This is a genomic window from Streptomyces sp. PH9007 (assembly GCF_059813725.1).
Genome location: NZ_CM187440.1, coordinates 3,006,426 through 3,021,183, shown reverse-complemented (window position 1 = coordinate 3,021,183; position 14,758 = coordinate 3,006,426). Strand labels below are relative to the sequence as shown.

The 14,758-nt window shown below is 70.0% G+C and carries 13 protein-coding genes and 1 pseudogene; 7 read left to right on the top strand and 7 right to left on the bottom strand.

The genetic code is table 11. The annotated features are described in order from the left end of the window. The first annotated feature begins 179 nt into the window (after nucleotides 1–179). Entirely contained in the window at nucleotides 180–728 is a 549-nt protein-coding gene (locus ACTFAP_RS13725) for a peptidylprolyl isomerase (protein WP_495684948.1), read from the top strand. 55 nt (nucleotides 729–783) lie between these two features. Here ACTFAP_RS13725 and ACTFAP_RS13720 read toward each other — a convergent pair whose 3' ends face one another. Next, nucleotides 784–1,173, bottom strand: coding sequence for a winged helix-turn-helix transcriptional regulator (locus ACTFAP_RS13720; protein ID WP_500469254.1), 390 nt, complete (start codon nucleotides 1,171–1,173; stop codon nucleotides 784–786). A 136-nt stretch (nucleotides 1,174–1,309) separates the two neighbouring features. Here ACTFAP_RS13720 and ACTFAP_RS13715 point away from each other — a divergent pair, with 136 nt between their 5' ends. Together ACTFAP_RS13715 and ACTFAP_RS13710 are read left to right on the top strand one after the other, a co-directional pair. Further along, nucleotides 1,310–2,209, top strand: a complete 900-nt coding sequence (locus tag ACTFAP_RS13715; protein ID WP_500469252.1) for an NAD(P)-dependent oxidoreductase — start codon at nucleotides 1,310–1,312, stop codon at nucleotides 2,207–2,209. After that, nucleotides 2,206–2,337, top strand: a pseudogene (locus ACTFAP_RS13710) (NAD(P)-binding domain-containing protein); the annotation flags it as partial. The gene ACTFAP_RS13715 and the pseudogene ACTFAP_RS13710, both read left to right, overlap by 4 nt. A 67-nt stretch (nucleotides 2,338–2,404) precedes the next feature. Here the strand turns inward: ACTFAP_RS13710 and ACTFAP_RS13705 are convergent. From ACTFAP_RS13705 to ACTFAP_RS13690, 4 genes are all read right to left on the bottom strand, one after another. Beyond that, complete coding sequence (locus ACTFAP_RS13705; protein WP_495684763.1) at nucleotides 2,405–3,427, bottom strand: CNNM domain-containing protein; 1,023 nt, start codon at nucleotides 3,425–3,427, stop codon at nucleotides 2,405–2,407. Then, entirely contained in the window at nucleotides 3,424–4,803 is a 1,380-nt protein-coding gene (locus ACTFAP_RS13700; protein ID WP_495684762.1) for a CNNM domain-containing protein, read from the bottom strand. The genes ACTFAP_RS13705 and ACTFAP_RS13700 overlap by 4 nt, the downstream gene beginning before the upstream one ends. A 281-nt stretch (nucleotides 4,804–5,084) precedes the next feature. Further along, nucleotides 5,085–6,566, bottom strand: a complete 1,482-nt coding sequence (locus tag ACTFAP_RS13695; RefSeq protein WP_495684761.1) for an aminopeptidase P N-terminal domain-containing protein — start codon at nucleotides 6,564–6,566, stop codon at nucleotides 5,085–5,087. Nucleotides 6,567–6,719: 153 nt separating this feature from the next. Continuing rightward, complete coding sequence (locus tag ACTFAP_RS13690) at nucleotides 6,720–8,186, bottom strand: PP2C family protein-serine/threonine phosphatase (RefSeq protein WP_500469249.1); 1,467 nt, start codon at nucleotides 8,184–8,186, stop codon at nucleotides 6,720–6,722. A 440-nt stretch (nucleotides 8,187–8,626) separates the two neighbouring features. Between ACTFAP_RS13690 and ACTFAP_RS13685 the strand changes: the two genes are divergently transcribed. After that, nucleotides 8,627–9,328 carry a bifunctional DNA primase/polymerase gene (locus ACTFAP_RS13685; protein ID WP_500469247.1) on the top strand — a complete coding sequence of 234 codons (702 nt, stop codon included), beginning with the start codon at nucleotides 8,627–8,629 and terminating at the stop codon, nucleotides 9,326–9,328. A gap of 2,219 nt (nucleotides 9,329–11,547) precedes the next feature. On the opposite strand, the gene ACTFAP_RS13680 is transcribed toward ACTFAP_RS13685, so the two are convergent. Both ACTFAP_RS13680 and ACTFAP_RS13675 read right to left on the bottom strand, forming a co-directional pair. Then, nucleotides 11,548–12,123, bottom strand: a complete 576-nt coding sequence (locus ACTFAP_RS13680; protein ID WP_500469245.1) for a hypothetical protein — start codon at nucleotides 12,121–12,123, stop codon at nucleotides 11,548–11,550. 230 nt (nucleotides 12,124–12,353) lie between these two features. Beyond that, entirely contained in the window at nucleotides 12,354–13,202 is an 849-nt protein-coding gene (locus tag ACTFAP_RS13675) for a sigma factor-like helix-turn-helix DNA-binding protein (RefSeq protein WP_500469243.1), read from the bottom strand. A gap of 247 nt (nucleotides 13,203–13,449) precedes the next feature. On the opposite strand from ACTFAP_RS13675, the gene ACTFAP_RS13670 reads away from it, so the two are divergent. Genes ACTFAP_RS13670 through ACTFAP_RS13660 form a run of 3 tightly spaced genes read left to right on the top strand, consistent with a single transcriptional unit; the run spans nucleotide 13,450 to nucleotide 14,755 of the window. Further along, complete coding sequence (locus ACTFAP_RS13670; protein WP_500469241.1) at nucleotides 13,450–13,608, top strand: hypothetical protein; 159 nt, start codon at nucleotides 13,450–13,452, stop codon at nucleotides 13,606–13,608. After that, entirely contained in the window at nucleotides 13,605–13,994 is a 390-nt protein-coding gene (locus ACTFAP_RS13665; RefSeq protein ID WP_500469240.1) for a hypothetical protein, read from the top strand. The genes ACTFAP_RS13670 and ACTFAP_RS13665 overlap by 4 nt, the downstream gene beginning before the upstream one ends. Continuing rightward, on the top strand, nucleotides 13,991–14,755 hold the full coding sequence (locus ACTFAP_RS13660; RefSeq protein WP_500469239.1) for a hypothetical protein: 765 nt from the start codon (nucleotides 13,991–13,993) through the stop codon (nucleotides 14,753–14,755). Before ACTFAP_RS13665 ends, ACTFAP_RS13660 begins: the two co-directional genes overlap by 4 nt. The last annotated feature ends 3 nt before the right edge of the window (nucleotides 14,756–14,758 follow it).

The following is a 14,758-nucleotide window of genomic DNA, read 5'->3' as shown; positions in this document are numbered from 1 at the left end:
GCACATCCCGGCGGCTGGCCGCCGCGCTGCTGTGCCTGGGCCTGATGACGGCCTGCGGCTCCGAATCCGGGGACGAGGGGTCCTCGGACTCCCAGGGCCAGGAACAGCAGGGCGGGCAGCGGGAGCAGGACGGGCAGGAAGAGGAGCAGAGCGACCCCGGGCAGGACATCCCGTCCTCCCTGGCCGGCCCCGCCGGAGCGGAGGCGTCGCAGGCCACCAGCGCCGTCCTGCACACCAGCGAGGGCGACATCACGGTGACGCTGTTCCCCGGGGAAGCGCCGCTGACGGTGACCAACTTCGCCGGTCTGGCGGACGGTTCGCTGCCCTGGGAGGGGCAGCAGGACGGCGAGCCGCTCTACCAGGACCTCATCTTCCACCGGGTGATCGACGGCTTCATGATCCAGGGCGGTGACCCGCAGGGCACCGGCATGGGCGGCCCGGGCTACCAGTTCGACGACGAGGTCGATTCCGGCCGGACCTTCGACGAGCCGTACCTGCTGGCGATGGCCAACGCGGGGCTGAACCCGGACGGTTCGGGCACCAACGGCTCGCAGTTCTTCATCACGGTGGTCCCGACCGAGCATCTCAACGGGAAGCACACCATCTTCGGCGAGGTCGCCGACGAGGAGTCCCGGGCCGTGGTGGACGCCATCGCGACCACCGAGACCGCCGCCCAGGACCGGCCGGTCAAGGATGTCGTCATCGAGTCCGTGACGATCGGCGACTGACCGCACCGCACCCGCACCACCCCCGTACTGCCCGCCGGGGCCATGGGCGGCACGCTCAGCGCGTGCCGCCCATGGCCCCGGCCTTCGTCTTCCCCGCCTTGTCCGTGCACAGTTCGCCGCGGACCGCCGCGATGTGCGCCATGTTCTCCCGGCCCCAGTCCCCCAGCGGGCCCAGCGCCTCGTTCAGCGAAACCCCCAGCGCGGTCAGCGAGTACTCCACCTTCGGCGGCACCTCGCGGTAGACCTCCCGGTGCACGATCTCGTCGGACTCCAGCTCCCGCAACTGCTGGATCAGCACCTTCTCGCTCACCCCGGGAATCTGCCGTTTCACCTCCCCGAAACGCTGCTTGCCGTCCTTCAGCGCCCACAGAATGAGCACTTTCCACTTTCCGCCGATGACATCGACGGCCGCGTCAATTCCGCACACATAAGGCTGTTCCCGCATCACAGCTCCCCGCCCGTACTGACCTTTTGGTAGGTACCTGACTTTTCAGTCGGTACTTGCCGATCGTACCGCCGTGGAACAGGCTTTCTCCTGGCGCCAGTTCTCATACCCATTGACACGAAGCGGAGCGATACACGTGAGCGGGACATCCCCCGTCACCCCGGTGACGGTGCTGGGCCTGGGCGCCATGGGAAGCGCCCTGGCCACCGCGTTCCTCGACGGCGGCCACCCGGTCACCGTCTGGAACCGCACCCCGGGCAGGGCGGACGCCCTGGCCGCACGCGGTGCCGCCCGGGCAGACGACGCCCGGCAGGCCGTGACGGCCGGCGAACTGGTCCTGCTGTGCGTGCTGGACCACACCGCCGCGTACGCCACCCTGGGCGCCATCGGCGACGCCCTGAAGGGCCGGACCCTGGTCCACCTCACCAACGGCACCCCGGCCCAGGCACGGGAGTTCGCCGAGTGGGCCACCCAGCGCGGCGCACGGTACGTGGACGGCGGCATCATGGCCGTCCCGCCGATGATCGGCGGGCCGGGCTCCCTGGTGCTGTACAGCGGCGACCGGGCCGCCGTCGAGGAGCACCGCGCCGCCCTCGAACTGCTGGGCGCCGCCCGCTGGCTGGGCGAGGATCCCGGCCTGGCGTCCCTGTACGATCTCGCGCTGCTCAGCGGCATGTACGGGATGTTCGCCGGATATCTGCACGCCACCGCGCTCGCCCGAACGGAGGGCGGGAGCACCCGGGAATTCACCGACGAACTGCTGATTCCCTGGATGACCGCGATGATGTCCGGATTCCCGGACTGGGCCCGGCAGATCGACAGCGGAGAATTCGGCCCGGTGTCCTCCCCCCTCGCGATGCAGGCCACCGGTTTCGTGAATCTCATTGAGGCCAGTACCGCGCAGGGCGTCGATCCGGCGCTGCTGATCCCGGTACAGGAACTCCTCAACCGCGCGGTCTCCGCCGGACTCGGCGACCAGGACAGCCCCGCGCTCGCCACCCTGATGAGCGGCACGGGGAAGGAACCCGTCCGATGACCCCGCACCCCACGGACGTCACCGTGCTCGGCCTGGGCGGCATGGGCAGCGCCCTCGCCGGTGCCTTCCTGGACGCCGGGCACTCCGTCACCGTGTGGAACCGCACCGCGGCCCGCGCCGAACCGCTGACCCGGCCCCCGTCCACACACGAGGGCCCCGGGACGGTTCTCCGTCCCGGGGCCCTCGCCCGCTCCGTTACGCCACCGGTTCCGGCCGCATCAGCCGTACCAGCAGGTCGTCCAGGCTGATCAGCCCGGACAGCCGTCCGTCACCGTCGCGGACCACCGCCAGCGAGGCGCGCCGTTGCCGCAGCTGCTCCACCGCGTGGGAGACGGTGTCGTCCGGGGCCAGCTCGGGCACCGGCCGGGCCAGCTCGCCCGCGGTGACCCGCTGGCCGCGGGCCCGCGCCACGATGGCGTCGCGCGCGTGCACCGAGCCGAGGATCCGCTCCCCGTCCCGTACCAGCAGCCGGGTGTGGTCGCTGGCCGTGGCCGCGGTCAGGATCGCGTCGGCGCCAGCCTCCGCCGGGATCTCCGCGATCTTGTCGGCCGGCACCAGGATGGCGCCCACCGGTGACAGCGGCTGGGTCAGCGAGCGGGTGATCAGCCCCGAGTCGGCCTCACTGATCAGGCCGAGCCGCTGCGACTCGCCGACCAGATGGGCCAGCTGCTCCCGGTCGTGGATCGAGGTCAGCTCCTCGCGCGGGGTCACCTTGCACATCCGCACCAGACCGTTGGCGATCTTGTTCATCACCCAGATGACCGGACGCACCGCCCCCACCACCGCGCGGAACGGCGGTGCCAGCAGCATCGCCGAGCGCTCCGGGTGGGAGATCGCCCAGGACTTGGGCGCCATCTCGCCGACCACCATGTGCAGGAAGACCACCACGACCATCGCGAACAGGAACGCGATGCCGTAGGAGAGCCCGCCGGGCAGGCCCAGCTTCTCCAGCAGCGGATCGACCTCGTGCGAGATCGCCGGCTTGGAGATGGAGCCCAGCCCCAGGGTGCACGCGGTGATGCCCAGCTGGGCACCGGCCAGCATGAGCGAGAGCTCACGCGTTCCGGCCAGCGCCGCCTTGGCGCCGCGCTTCCCCTCGGTGACGGCCTGCTCCAGGCGGTGCCGCTTGGCGGCGACCAGCGCGAACTCGGCGGCCACGAAGAAGCCACTGCCGATCAGCAGCAGCACGGTGATGAACGCTGCCATGCCCATGCTCATGAGCGCTGCTCCACCCGTTCACGCGGCGCGCCCACCGGGAGATCCCCGGCGGTGCCCTCCGCGGGCGCTTCGACGCGTTCCAGCCGGACCCGGCCCGGCACCCGCCGGTCGAGGGTGAGCACCTCGATGACGGCCGTGGCGCCGTCCGCCAGGCCGACCTCGATGCGGTCGCCGACGCCGGGGAAACGGCCACAGCGGTTGATGATCAGACCGGCCACGGTCTCGAAGTCCTCTTCCTCCGGCAGTGCGATGCCGGTGGCCTCGGCCGCCTCGTCGACGCGGCGGCCCGCGTCCACCAGCCAGCTGGTGCCGTCGGCGATCGCCGGCAGCTCGATCTCGTCGGTCTCGTCGGCGATGTCGCCGACCAGTTCCTCGGCGATGTCCTCCAGGGTGACGATGCCGGCCAGACCGCCGTACTCGTCCAGCACCACGGCGAACTCCTCGCCCGCCGCCTGCATCTGTTCCACGGCACCCGGCAGCGGCAGGGTGTCGGGCAGCAGCAGCGCGGTCCTGGCCAGCGGGCCCGCCTGGGCGTCCGCCAGCTCCGGCGGGGTCGCGCGCATCAGCTCGCGCACCCCGAGCACGCCGGTGATGTCGTCGATCCGCTCGCCGACCACCAGGTAGTGGGAGTGGCCGTGCTCGCCGATCAGCGCGACGACGGAGGAGGCCGGATCGGTGGCGCGTACATAGGACACGTCGACCCTGGGCACCATCACCTCTGCGAGGGTGCGGTCCGAGAACTCCAGAGCGTGATCGAGGAGCTGCGCGGTGTCATGCGTCAGCTGCCCGTGCTCGTGGGATTCGTCGATCAGCCGTCCCAGCTCCTCCAGGGTCGCCCCGTGGTGGAGCTCCTCGACCGGCTCGATGCCGACCTTGCGCAGCAGCTTGTTGGCCACCGAGTCGAAGACATGGACCACGGGGCCCGCGATCTTCAGGTAGGCGAGGGTGGAGGCGGCGAGGGACTTGGCCAGGCGCTCGGGCACGGCGAGCGCGAGATTCTTGGGGCCCAGCTCACCCAGGACCATCTGGATGACGGTGGCCAGCAGGAACGCCGTCACCAGCGCGACACCCGTCGCGGCGGCCTCGGGCACGCCCATGCCGCTCAGTACGGGATCGAGCAGGGTGGCGAAGGCGGGTTCCGCCAGGAAACCCACGATCAGGCCCGTCACGGTGATGCCCAGCTGGGCGCCGGAGAGCATGAAGGACAGCCGTTCCTGGACCTTCAGCGCGCGGGCGGCACGCTTGTCACCCGCGTCGGCCTCGCTCTGCAGGGCCAGCCGGTCGGCGGCCACATAGGCGAATTCCTGGGCGACGAAATATCCGGTACCCGCTGTCAGCACGATCACTGCCAGCAGACCCAGTAGCGCGGCACTCAACTGACACCACCTCGCCGTGTGCCGCTGTGCGTTCTCTGCGGACGAGGTGGTCGGGGACTATGCCCAGGAGGGTCCGACGAATTGGCGGACAAGTTATCTCCTTTCGTGGTGGGTGACACCGTTCAGCACGGTTGCGAACGGTCTGGCTGCTTGTTCAACGGGACGGGAGGTGTCCGTGTTCCCAGGGCTGTACCCGAAAACGCCCTCTTGACACCTCGCGTCCCAGGAGGAACGTTCAGGCGCCGGCCGGGGCCGCGGCCCCGGCCGGCGGAGGTACGGAATCAGCCGGTCAGCCGGGCCATCCAGGCCTCGACCTCGCCGGCCTCGCGCGGCAGGCCGGCCGAGAGGTTACGGGTGCCGTCCTCGGTGACCAGCAGGTCGTCCTCGATGCGCACGCCGATGCCCCGGTACTCCTCGGGCACCGTGAGGTCATCGGCCTGGAAGTACAGACCCGGCTCCACGGTCAGCACCATGCCGGGCTCCAGGGTGCCCTCGACGTACGCCTCACGCCGCGCGACCGCGCAGTCGTGCACGTCCAGGCCCAGCATGTGGCCGGTGCCGTGCAGGGTCCAGCGGCGCTGCAGCCCCAGCTCCAGCACCCGGTCGACCGGGCCCTCCAGCAGGCCCCACGCCACCAGGTGCCCGGCCAGCACGCGCTGCGCCGCCTCGTGGAAGTCGCGGTACTTGGCGCCCGGCCGCACGGCGGCGATGCCCGCCTCCTGGGCCTCGTACACGGCGTCGTAGATCGTGCGCTGGAGCGCGGTGAAGCGGCCGTCGATGGGCAGCGTGCGGGTGACATCGGCGGTGTAGAGGGAGCGGGTCTCCACGCCGGCGTCCAGCAGGAGCAGTTCGCCGGGACGCACCTGCCCGTCGTTGCGGACCCAGTGCAGGGTGGTGGCGTGCGGTCCGGCCGCGCAGATCGAGCCGTACCCGACGTCGTTGCCCTCGACGCGGGCGCGCAGGAAGAAGGTGCCCTCGATGTAGCGCTCGGAGGTGGCGACGGCCTTGTCCAGCACCCGGACGACGTCCTCGAAGCCGCGCGCGGTGGCCTCGCAGGCGTACGTCAGCTCGGCGATCTCGAACTCGTCCTTGATCAGCCGCTGCTCGGACAGGAAGCTCTTGAGCTCGGCGTCGCGCTCGGCGGTGATCTTGTCGGTGAGAGCCGCCTCGATGGTGCTGTCGTGGCCGCGGACCACGCGCACCGGGCCGGTGGCCTCCTTGAGCAGCGCGGCGACGGTGCGCACGTCGGCGACGGGGAGCCCGTACAGCTGCTCGGCCTCGGCCAGGCTGTCGCGGCGGCCGACCCACAGCTCGCCCTGGCCGCTGAGCCAGAACTCGCCGTTCTCGCGGTCGGAGCGGGGCAGCAGGTACAGCGTGGCCTCGTGGCCCCGGCCGTCCGGCGCGCCCTCGGCGTTCTCGGTGGGCTCCAGGACCAGGACGCCGTCCTCGGTCTGGTTGCCGGTGAGGTAGACGTACTCGGTGGCGGCGCGGAAGGGGTACTCCGTGTCGTTGGAGCGCGTCTTCAGCCGGCCGGCCGGGATGACCAGCCGCTCGCCGGGGAAACGGGCGGAGAGCGCGGCGCGCCGGGCGGCGGTGTGGCCGGCCTGCGGGACGGGGGCCAGATCGCGCTGCTCGGTGTCGGCCCAGCCGCTCTTCATGTTCTCGGCGAGCTCGTCGGAGACCGTCTTGTTCACGTTGTTCTTGCGCTGCTTGATGGTCTCGGCGGGCTTCTTCCCGTCCGTGGGCTTGGCTTCCTCGGCCACCCTGCTGCCTCCTCGCGTGCCGGCGGGTCCCGGTGGGGACCGGGTTCCATCGTATGTGCGAGTGGGGGATGCCGGACAGAGCCGTTCAGGGCCAGACATATGGCATGGCACTCCCCGGTACCGCCTGGTGGCACCCGTGTGACGCGGCGTGGCTCAGTGGAAGCGAACGGCGAGCAGCACGACCTCCTCGGCGCCGCTGCGGCTGTCGGTGGCGCTGTCGGTGGCGGTCACGGTGCGCAGCATGTGGTCGAGGAGGGCCTCGGGGTCGGCGCGCACCTCGGGTGCCGCGGCGCGGGCCGCGGTTCTCAGCCGGGTGAAGGCCCGGTCCATGGGCTCGCCGGTGCGGCGCAGCAGTCCGGCGCTGTACAGCAGGACCGTTTCTCCCCGGGCGACGTCGATCTCGACGCTGGGCGCCTCCCAGCAGGCGAGCATGCCGAGCGGGGCGGAGAGCGTGGTGTCGGCGAACTCGGCCCGGTGCTCCCCGATGACCAGGGGCGGCGGGTGTCCGGCGGAGGCGAGCACGAGGCGTCCGGCGGCGGGCTCGGCGTAGCCGAACAGCGCGGTGGCGGAGCGGGCGGGTTCGGTCAGCCGCAGCAGCAGTTCCAGGTCGGAGAGGACGGCGACCGGGTCCTCGCCCTCCATGACGGCGTAGGCGCGCAGCCCGGCGCGCAGTCGCCCCATGGCGGCGACGGTGGCCGGGCCGCTGCCGCCGGTGCTGCCGATGGCCAGGCCCAGTGCCTGCTCGGGCAGGGCGAGGGCGTCGTAGAAGTCGCCGCCGCCGGCCGGCAGGGGCCGGTGGCGCACGGCGAGGGTGACGCCGGGGAGATACGGCAGCCGGCTGGGCAGCAGTCCTTCGCGCAGCGTGGCCAGCTCGGCGCGGGCGGCGGCGAGGGTGGCGTGGTGGGCGAGCTGCTGGGCGGCGTGCCGCAGATAGCGACTGAGCAGATGGCGCTGGCGCTGGTCGGGCTCGGTGGGCTGGTCGTAGAGCCAGACGGCGGCGGCGCGCAGCCGGCGGTCCGGGCTCCGGGCGGGGTCGCTGTCCGCGCCCGGCCCGGCGGTGAGCAGGACGGCGTGGCTGGCGGCGGCGCCCAGGCGCCGGGCGACGTCGCGGTGCCGGGGGTCGAGCGTCTCGTCGGCGGCGATGTCGTGGTGGGTCAGCTCGGTGGGGCCGGCGGGAGTGGCCTCCCCCGCGGCGTCCAGGAGCCGGGTGTGGGGGGCGGCGGTGTCCGGCACGGTCTCCAGGTGGCCGAGTTCGCCGGGGGTGAGGCCGTATCCGACGAGCCGGTCGGGGGCGGCGGGGCGGGTCCGGCCAACGGCGGTGTCGCCGTCCGGCGCGCCGGGGTCGCCGGGCTCCTCGGGGCGCAGTGCGATCAAGCCGCGGCGTGCGCCGATCAGGTGCGCGCCGGCACGCAGAGTCTCGTGAATTGCATCACTGAGCGTGCTGGTACGGGCGAGGCGCTCGGTGAGGTCGTGGAGAGCGCTGAGGTCGCTGATCCAGGAGGCGAGCCGCTCGGGCCCCGCGCCGGGTGGGACGGGTGCGTCGGCGGGTGAAGGAGTTTGCGGTACAGGGGTGATCGTTGGGTGGATTCCGGCCACATTCGAGGGGACGGATGTGCTCATGGGCGCTCTCTTCCGTCGAGGAGCGACTGCCGCGATCTCATCGCAAACCCCCCTGTTGTGCGTGGCGGCCGGGAACGGCGCACCGCTGCCGGTGGGCGGGACCTTGGTGTCCGGTGTGCTCTTGGGTCGGGAATGATGATGCCCGTGTGACTGTGGTGTTCTCTGATCGACAGGCCGGGTCCAGAAGAGTTTGGCGTAAAAGGAACGCCGGTGCGTGGGACGCGCGATCGACTGGGAGGAGCCGGCGGCGGTCGCGCCGGACGGGCTGGGTACGTACGGGGTAGTGCTCCGGGCCAGTCACGGCCGGAACGGTTGTTTGGGTTCTGGCGTCCTCACCAATGCGCAAGACGCTACACACGGTGATCTAAGTTCCACGTGAGTGATTGGCCGGAAGATCTCTTCCGGCCCTCAATCAGCCGCGAAGGAAGGGACGAGCGCTCATGCGCGAGATCCTCGGAATGCGACGCAAGAACGGCAAGGGCGAAAGCGGGGGGAAGGACGACAACGGATCCGGTCACGGCGACGACCGCGCGCTGCGCGACGCCGCCTCCGGCTACGCCCGGCGCTGGGGCTGGCCGGTGCTGCCCGGCGTCGAGCGGGGAGCGGACGGCCGCTGCGGCTGCGGGAAGGCCACCTGCGTGGTGCCCGGTGCCCACCCCCTGGACCCCGAGCTGCTGGCGGCCAGCAGCGATCCGCGGATGGTGCGGTGGTGGTGGACCGTACGGCCCACCGCGCCGATCATCCTGGCCACCGGTACCGACGGGGCGCCGTGCGCGCTGAGCCTGCCCGCCGCGGCCGCCCCCTGGGCCCAGGCCGAACTGGCGAACAGGGGCGTGCGGACCGGGCCGGTGCTGGTCACCCCCACCCGGGCCTGCTGGCTGGTGGCGCCGTACGACCCGGCCGAGCTGGGGGAGCTGCTGTACGCCCAGGACCTGGTGCCGGGCTCGCTGCGGTTCCACTCGGCGGGGGGCTACGTGCCGTTGCCGCCCTCGGAACTGGCGGCCGGCCGGGCGGCCTGGCTGCGCGGCCCGTGGCCGGGGCGGGACGGCCGGATCCGGCTGCCGCGCACGGCGGCGCTGCTCGATGTGCTCGTGGAGGCGGCGATCCGTACGCCGGGCGGCGGATCGCGGCTGGCGCACTGAGGGCCGTCCGCGGGCGGACACGCAAGAACCCGGTCGCTGGCGACGGGGGATGCACCAGCGACCGGGCTCACTTCAGACGGTAACAACTCCAGCGGGAATCGCAAATCCCGGACGGCCCCCGCGCGGGTGGATCCCGCCATCCACCTGGGGCCCTGTGACCGGAATCACTCCTTTCGGATGACCGCTAGTTCAGGGTGGACTGACGGTGCGTCGGATCGACGTGCGGCAACCTGCCGGGGGCCTGGCGTCCCATCACTCGTTGGGGTCGTTGTTAGTCGTTATTAGTCGTCGTTGGCTGTCGTTTGACGGCCCACAGACGGCCCCGGGGCCCGGTTCCGGTCAGGGAGGCGGTCAGGGAGGCAGGGAGAACTCACTGTCCGCCTCCCTGACGGCTCCCTGGCGCTCTCACCTGTGGAAACGGCCGTCCAGGGAGGCAGGGAGGTACCCCCGGAACCCACCCCGAGAACCCCGGAAACCGCGTCCTCGGGCGCCCCCCTTGCCTCCCTCCCTGTGGCCCCGGCTCGTGGTGGCGGCCCGGTCGGCGGGCGCGGGTCACAGAGGAGAGCATGAGGGAGCGGCCTTCGGCCGCGCGTCCCTCGGGCGCCTGCTGTGCTCGGTGGCCGGGGCTGGTTCGGCGGGTGCGGCCGGGTGCGGGTCCCGCACTGCGGGTGTCCCTTTTGTAGTTCTTTGAGAATGCTTTCTGTCCTAAGAGGGGGAGTTCTGCGTCCCCCTGTGGGACAGGGGCCCCGAAAGAGCCTTTGACCTGCGGTTTCCAGGGGGGACGCAGAGCTTTCCGTCTGCGTCCCCCCTGCGTCCCCCTGTGGACCACGGCGGGGTTTCTGCGTCCCCCTCCTGTGGTCCTGCGTCCCCCTGCGTCCCCCCGGTTTCCGCAGGTCAGCCCTGTAGTGGTCCACAGGACCAAGGGGGGACGCAGATTTCTGAACCTAAGACACTCGACCCCGCACCGCTGCTTGGACCAGAAGAAGCCACCCCGTCCCGCGCGAGGTGGCTTCTTCTCAACCGACAGCCGAACCAGCAAGAAGAGCACCACGGCGGGCACAGGGCGATCCGGGGGTTTCCGGTGAAGACCCGGCCCCCCTCTACCGGCATGACCTTGCAGCCCAGGGGCCATGACCGGGCCCATGACCGTGGTGTAGGGGGGAGGTGACCCGCGAGCCGCCCAACGGCAGCCCCGGGGCGCCCCTGTCCGGGGCATCCGCCGGCGGCCCGCTGGGTGGGGCCCCTCCACCTGTCGTGCGCAAGGAGGCGCCGACTGGGCACCGGGCACGGGACGGGGTGCTCCTCTTGCTGTTCGGCGACGCCGCCCACCCGACGAACGCGTCGCCAGGCAGGCCCCTTCTCTCCCAAGGCGCTGTACTACTACAGACACCCCTTCTTTTGTCCTAAGTAGGGAAGGTCTGCGTCACAGCGTCACGCCTGGACGGAAAACGGCTCCTGACCTGCGATTACGGGCGTGACGCAGACCTCGGACTCTGCGTCATCCTGCGTCACCTGCGTCACCCCGTGACGCAGTCCATGACGCACCGGTGACGCACCCCCAAGCCACCGCGTCACGCAAAGCCGCAGGTCACAGCACCGCGTGACGCTCGTGACGCTGTGACGCAGAAATCAGCACCTCGGACAGACCAGCCACCCCCTGTGGACCACGGCGGGGTTTCTGCGTCCCCCTCCTGTGGTCCTGCGTCCCCCCTGCGTCCCCCCGGTTTCCGCAGGTCAGCCCTGTAGTGGTCCACAGGACCAAGGGGGGACGCAGATTTCTGAACCTAAGACACTCGACCCCGCACCGCCGCCCGAATGTAGCTGAGAGTGAAGGGAGGCGTTCGGGGAGGCGGGGAGAACTCCCCGAACGCCTCCCCGGGGCTGCCTCCCCCATGTGATCAGCGGCTTTGACCTGCGGGGGAGGCTGGGGAGGCACCCGGAACGCGACATCAGACCCCCGGAAACGCGGCATCAGGCAACCCCCCTGTCTCCCTCCCCAACACGAACAGTGACAAGCACGCGGTGCCGCTGGCGCCTGACCACGCCAGCCACCGCAGACGGCAGGCGCCCGAGGGACGTGCGGCCGAAGGCCGCTCCCTCATGCCTTTGGTCCTGAGCCGCAGCCAACGGGCTGGCCGCGCCTCGTGTGGCCCACCCGCTGCCTCCACTGCTCAGCGGCTCATCGTCGGCTCCCGGCGGCCACGTTGGTATCCGCAACGTCAGGCAATGCAGAAGACGACGGTGGAATCGTCGCCGACCTTGAACCTGGGCCATCGTTGGCCCTCAGGGTCGGTCGCTTCGACTTCCCGAACGGCTTCGATCAGTGCTTGAGGGCCAGCCTCCCGGAGAATGCTGAATACTTCCTGCCAATCTGCCACGGCATATTCATCCACGAGGCTGGAAGCGCCGTCCGTCATTACAGCAATTGAGCGCACCCCGCCCACAGGAATTTCCCCTGTGATCGCGTGGGCGGCAGCCTGCGGGTCAGCCCCGGCTACCCAGTATCCGCCCGGTACATTGCGCATTTTTCGCTGAGCACTGACCATATGGCGAAGGCTCTCAGTATGTTCATCGGAGCCCGGGGGGTATTTAAGAACCTCCCTCTTAAGATCGGCTACCACTCGATCTACGCTCGAATCTGTGATGACTTCATGCCCATCTTCGAGCTCGAATGCGATTGGCGAGTCGGCCAGCACGAGGTATTCATAGGATTCCTCGCCTTGCCTAACAATGGAGACCGTTGATGACGGTGTTCCGGGGTTCTTGAGGTCGCATTCAGAGTGAAGTTCCGCCACGCGCTTCAGGGAGAGCGCGAAGCACTCCGGCAGAGGGCGACTTTGATCCATGAGAGTTGAGACCAGATGGCCGCCGAGGTGGGCCACATACCAGGGAACGCCATGGCAGCAGCCAGTATCCAGACCTGCTGTGCTCAAGCCATCAAGGACTACGGCCAACTTCGGGGTCCCGGCTGCCCAGTCCTCGTTCGGCTTGGCCCCACCCGGCTGAGTAGCGATTGATACCCGCATCAGGACCCCTCGTGAATATACAATGGCGTTTCCAGGCGGCTTTCTAGTACTTCCAGTGAATTCGGGTCATACTGGCACGAGACGAGTGCCGAAAATCGGCGTGTCTTTGCTTCACGGTAGAGCTTTCCTAGATTGTTTTCTAGATAGTGCACAACGCCGCTCGCCCCGATGGAATGGATTCCGGCAATGTAAAGGAACGTTCCTCGGCCGTCCAGTCGTGGTAGGCGACCCACGTAGCCGACGTCGCCCGCAGTTCCATCCTCGTCTATTGGCGACCTATATTCTTTTTCTGTTTTCAGGTCAACGAGATGCCAAGCGCGATCTTTCCGGAATCGGAGATTGTTATCTCCTTCCAGAACTTGTGCGATGATCGGCGACAGTCGCGGACCACAAATGACCACTAGGTTATCGCGGTTCAGGTTGATGATCCCTGTCGGAGGGATTACCTCGTACTCGGACTCGAGTTTGAGTGACGTGAACAGCTTCCGCAGATGCTCGAAGTTGTTGAGGTCTTCCCGGGTGATTACCTCGCTGGGATTCTGCTCAGGAGTCTTTCCCGCCTCGTACTTTCCCCCCAGGGGAACGGTCATGGGCCCGGTGCCGAAGAACGCCCGTTCCGGCGGCGGTCCCGCCGAGGCGAGTTGACCGACCCTTCCCCGGCTCACGCCGAGCTGGGCGGCGATCTCGGCCTGTGACATGCCGCTGCCTGCCGCGTCTTCAATGGCCTCGCGCCTGATGCGCGAAAGCTCAGTCACACGGTGCTGGTAGTCCGCCATGAGCCCAATCGCCGCCTTGGCGCGCTCGACCGGCACTGCGATCCGGGCCACCTGCTCAACCTCGTCGTGCATGGATCTCCTCCGACTGCCTAGGGGGCATAGCGACCATACAGCAAGGGGGGCTTGACGCCGTGAATCCCGGGCGCCTATGGTCCCTAACAAGCAAGGCGGCAACCCCCCCTAAGCATCGCTTGACGGGGGATGCGCACGGTCTGTGACCTGCGTGGATGCCGTTGCTTAAGCGATCAAAAGAAAGGGCGCGGTGCCCGCCTGGCAGCAAGAACACCGCGCCCCTGAGTCCCCTGAAAGGGGTTGTTCCATGATGCCTGAGCTTGCGGTTGATCGTGTGGTCGAAGCGGAGTCGGACGGTGAGGAGTCCACCGGCTACGTGGTGGCTCCTCGGTCGCTCTTCGAGCCGGAGAAGGTCCTTTGGTCCTCGGGGCCGGTCCGGTCGGAGGGCTGGGGGATCGAGGCATGAGCGTGCTGACTTCCCTGATGAAGGCCCCGGCGTTCCCGCTCGTACCGGTCGCCGGTGTGGGGCTGCTGTCCCGTGAGCTGATCGCGGTGGCGCTGTACCTGGATGCGGACCGCGTTCCGCTGCTGGCGACCGATGAGGAGCTGTTCGCCGTCGTCGGTGACGTCGTGCGGGTGCTCGGTGTGGAAGGGCTCCAGGAGCGGCTGTGCGAGCTGGAGGGTGAGGCGCTGGGTGACCCGGACGCCACCGACGCGTGGTCGTACGCGTGGCGGCTGTGCCGCACCTGGGGCGCCCCGGGCGCCTATGTGCCGCCGTGCCCGTACGGGGCCGCCCTGATGGCGGACATCCGGGCCCGTGCCGCTGCTGAGGCTGTGGCGGTGTCCCTGTGAACGCGCGTACCGCCGCCGGACTGCTCGCCCTCATGGGCGGGCGTCCGGCCCCCGCCCCTGGCCCCCGGCTGCGCGAGCGCCGCGCTGCCGGGGCCCCGTTGCCCACCGTCCCCACCCGTGCGGGGGAGCTGTCCTACCTCGAAGTCGGGGCGGCGCTGTTCGAGGCGCAGGTTGACGAGCTCGATGACCACAGCCTTCCGACCCTGCACGCGGCCGTGGAAGGAACGGCCGGCCGTCTGGGGCGGGACGGTCTGCGGGAGGAAGCCCTTGCCTTTCAGGGCCTCGAAGACGTCGAGGAGTTCTGGGAGGTCCACGCCTGCCGCCACGCGGCTTGGAGGCTGTGTCTGGCCTACTGGTACCACGGCGCGACCGCCCGCCCCATGAACACCGGGGAAGTCGCCGCGCTGCTCTACCTCGCCGACACTCACCCCATCGGCGGGGCCGCCACCATCCGGGCGACCAGCCGCGGGAACCTTCCCCCGCTCATGCTCCGCCAGCTCGGTACCGCGTTCGCGGACGAGTTCGCCCCCGGCACCGACACCGGGCCCGTACGCGGATCGGACGGCGCGACGGCCGGCCGCTGGCTCTACCGGCATTCGATGCCCGATGCCCGCCGCCGGGCCGCGTGCTGGCAACGAGCCACCGACAGTGGCGCCTGGCAGCTCCCGCTCATCGTGCGCCCCGACCACGGCACCACCCTTTACGGGGCCGTCGCCCCCGCCTCCCCCGCCGCCCAGCGCGGCGTGCGGGAAGGGTGGTGACCG

Excerpts from the sequence above, each read along its gene's own strand:
- ACTFAP_RS13720 (WP_500469254.1), bottom strand. The coding sequence starts at position 1,173 with ATGCGGGAACAGCCTTATGTGTGCGGAATTGACGCGGCCGTCGATGTC.
- ACTFAP_RS13705 (WP_495684763.1), bottom strand. The coding sequence starts at position 3,427 with ATGAGCATGGGCATGGCAGCGTTCATCACCGTGCTGCTGCTGATCGGC.
- ACTFAP_RS13690 (WP_500469249.1), bottom strand. The coding sequence starts at position 8,186 with ATGAGCACATCCGTCCCCTCGAATGTGGCCGGAATCCACCCAACGATC.
- ACTFAP_RS13685 (WP_500469247.1), top strand. The coding sequence starts at position 8,627 with ATGCGCGAGATCCTCGGAATGCGACGCAAGAACGGCAAGGGCGAAAGC.
- ACTFAP_RS13675 (WP_500469243.1), bottom strand. The coding sequence starts at position 13,202 with ATGCACGACGAGGTTGAGCAGGTGGCCCGGATCGCAGTGCCGGTCGAG.
- ACTFAP_RS13670 (WP_500469241.1), top strand. The coding sequence starts at position 13,450 with ATGATGCCTGAGCTTGCGGTTGATCGTGTGGTCGAAGCGGAGTCGGAC.
- ACTFAP_RS13665 (WP_500469240.1), top strand. The coding sequence starts at position 13,605 with ATGAGCGTGCTGACTTCCCTGATGAAGGCCCCGGCGTTCCCGCTCGTA.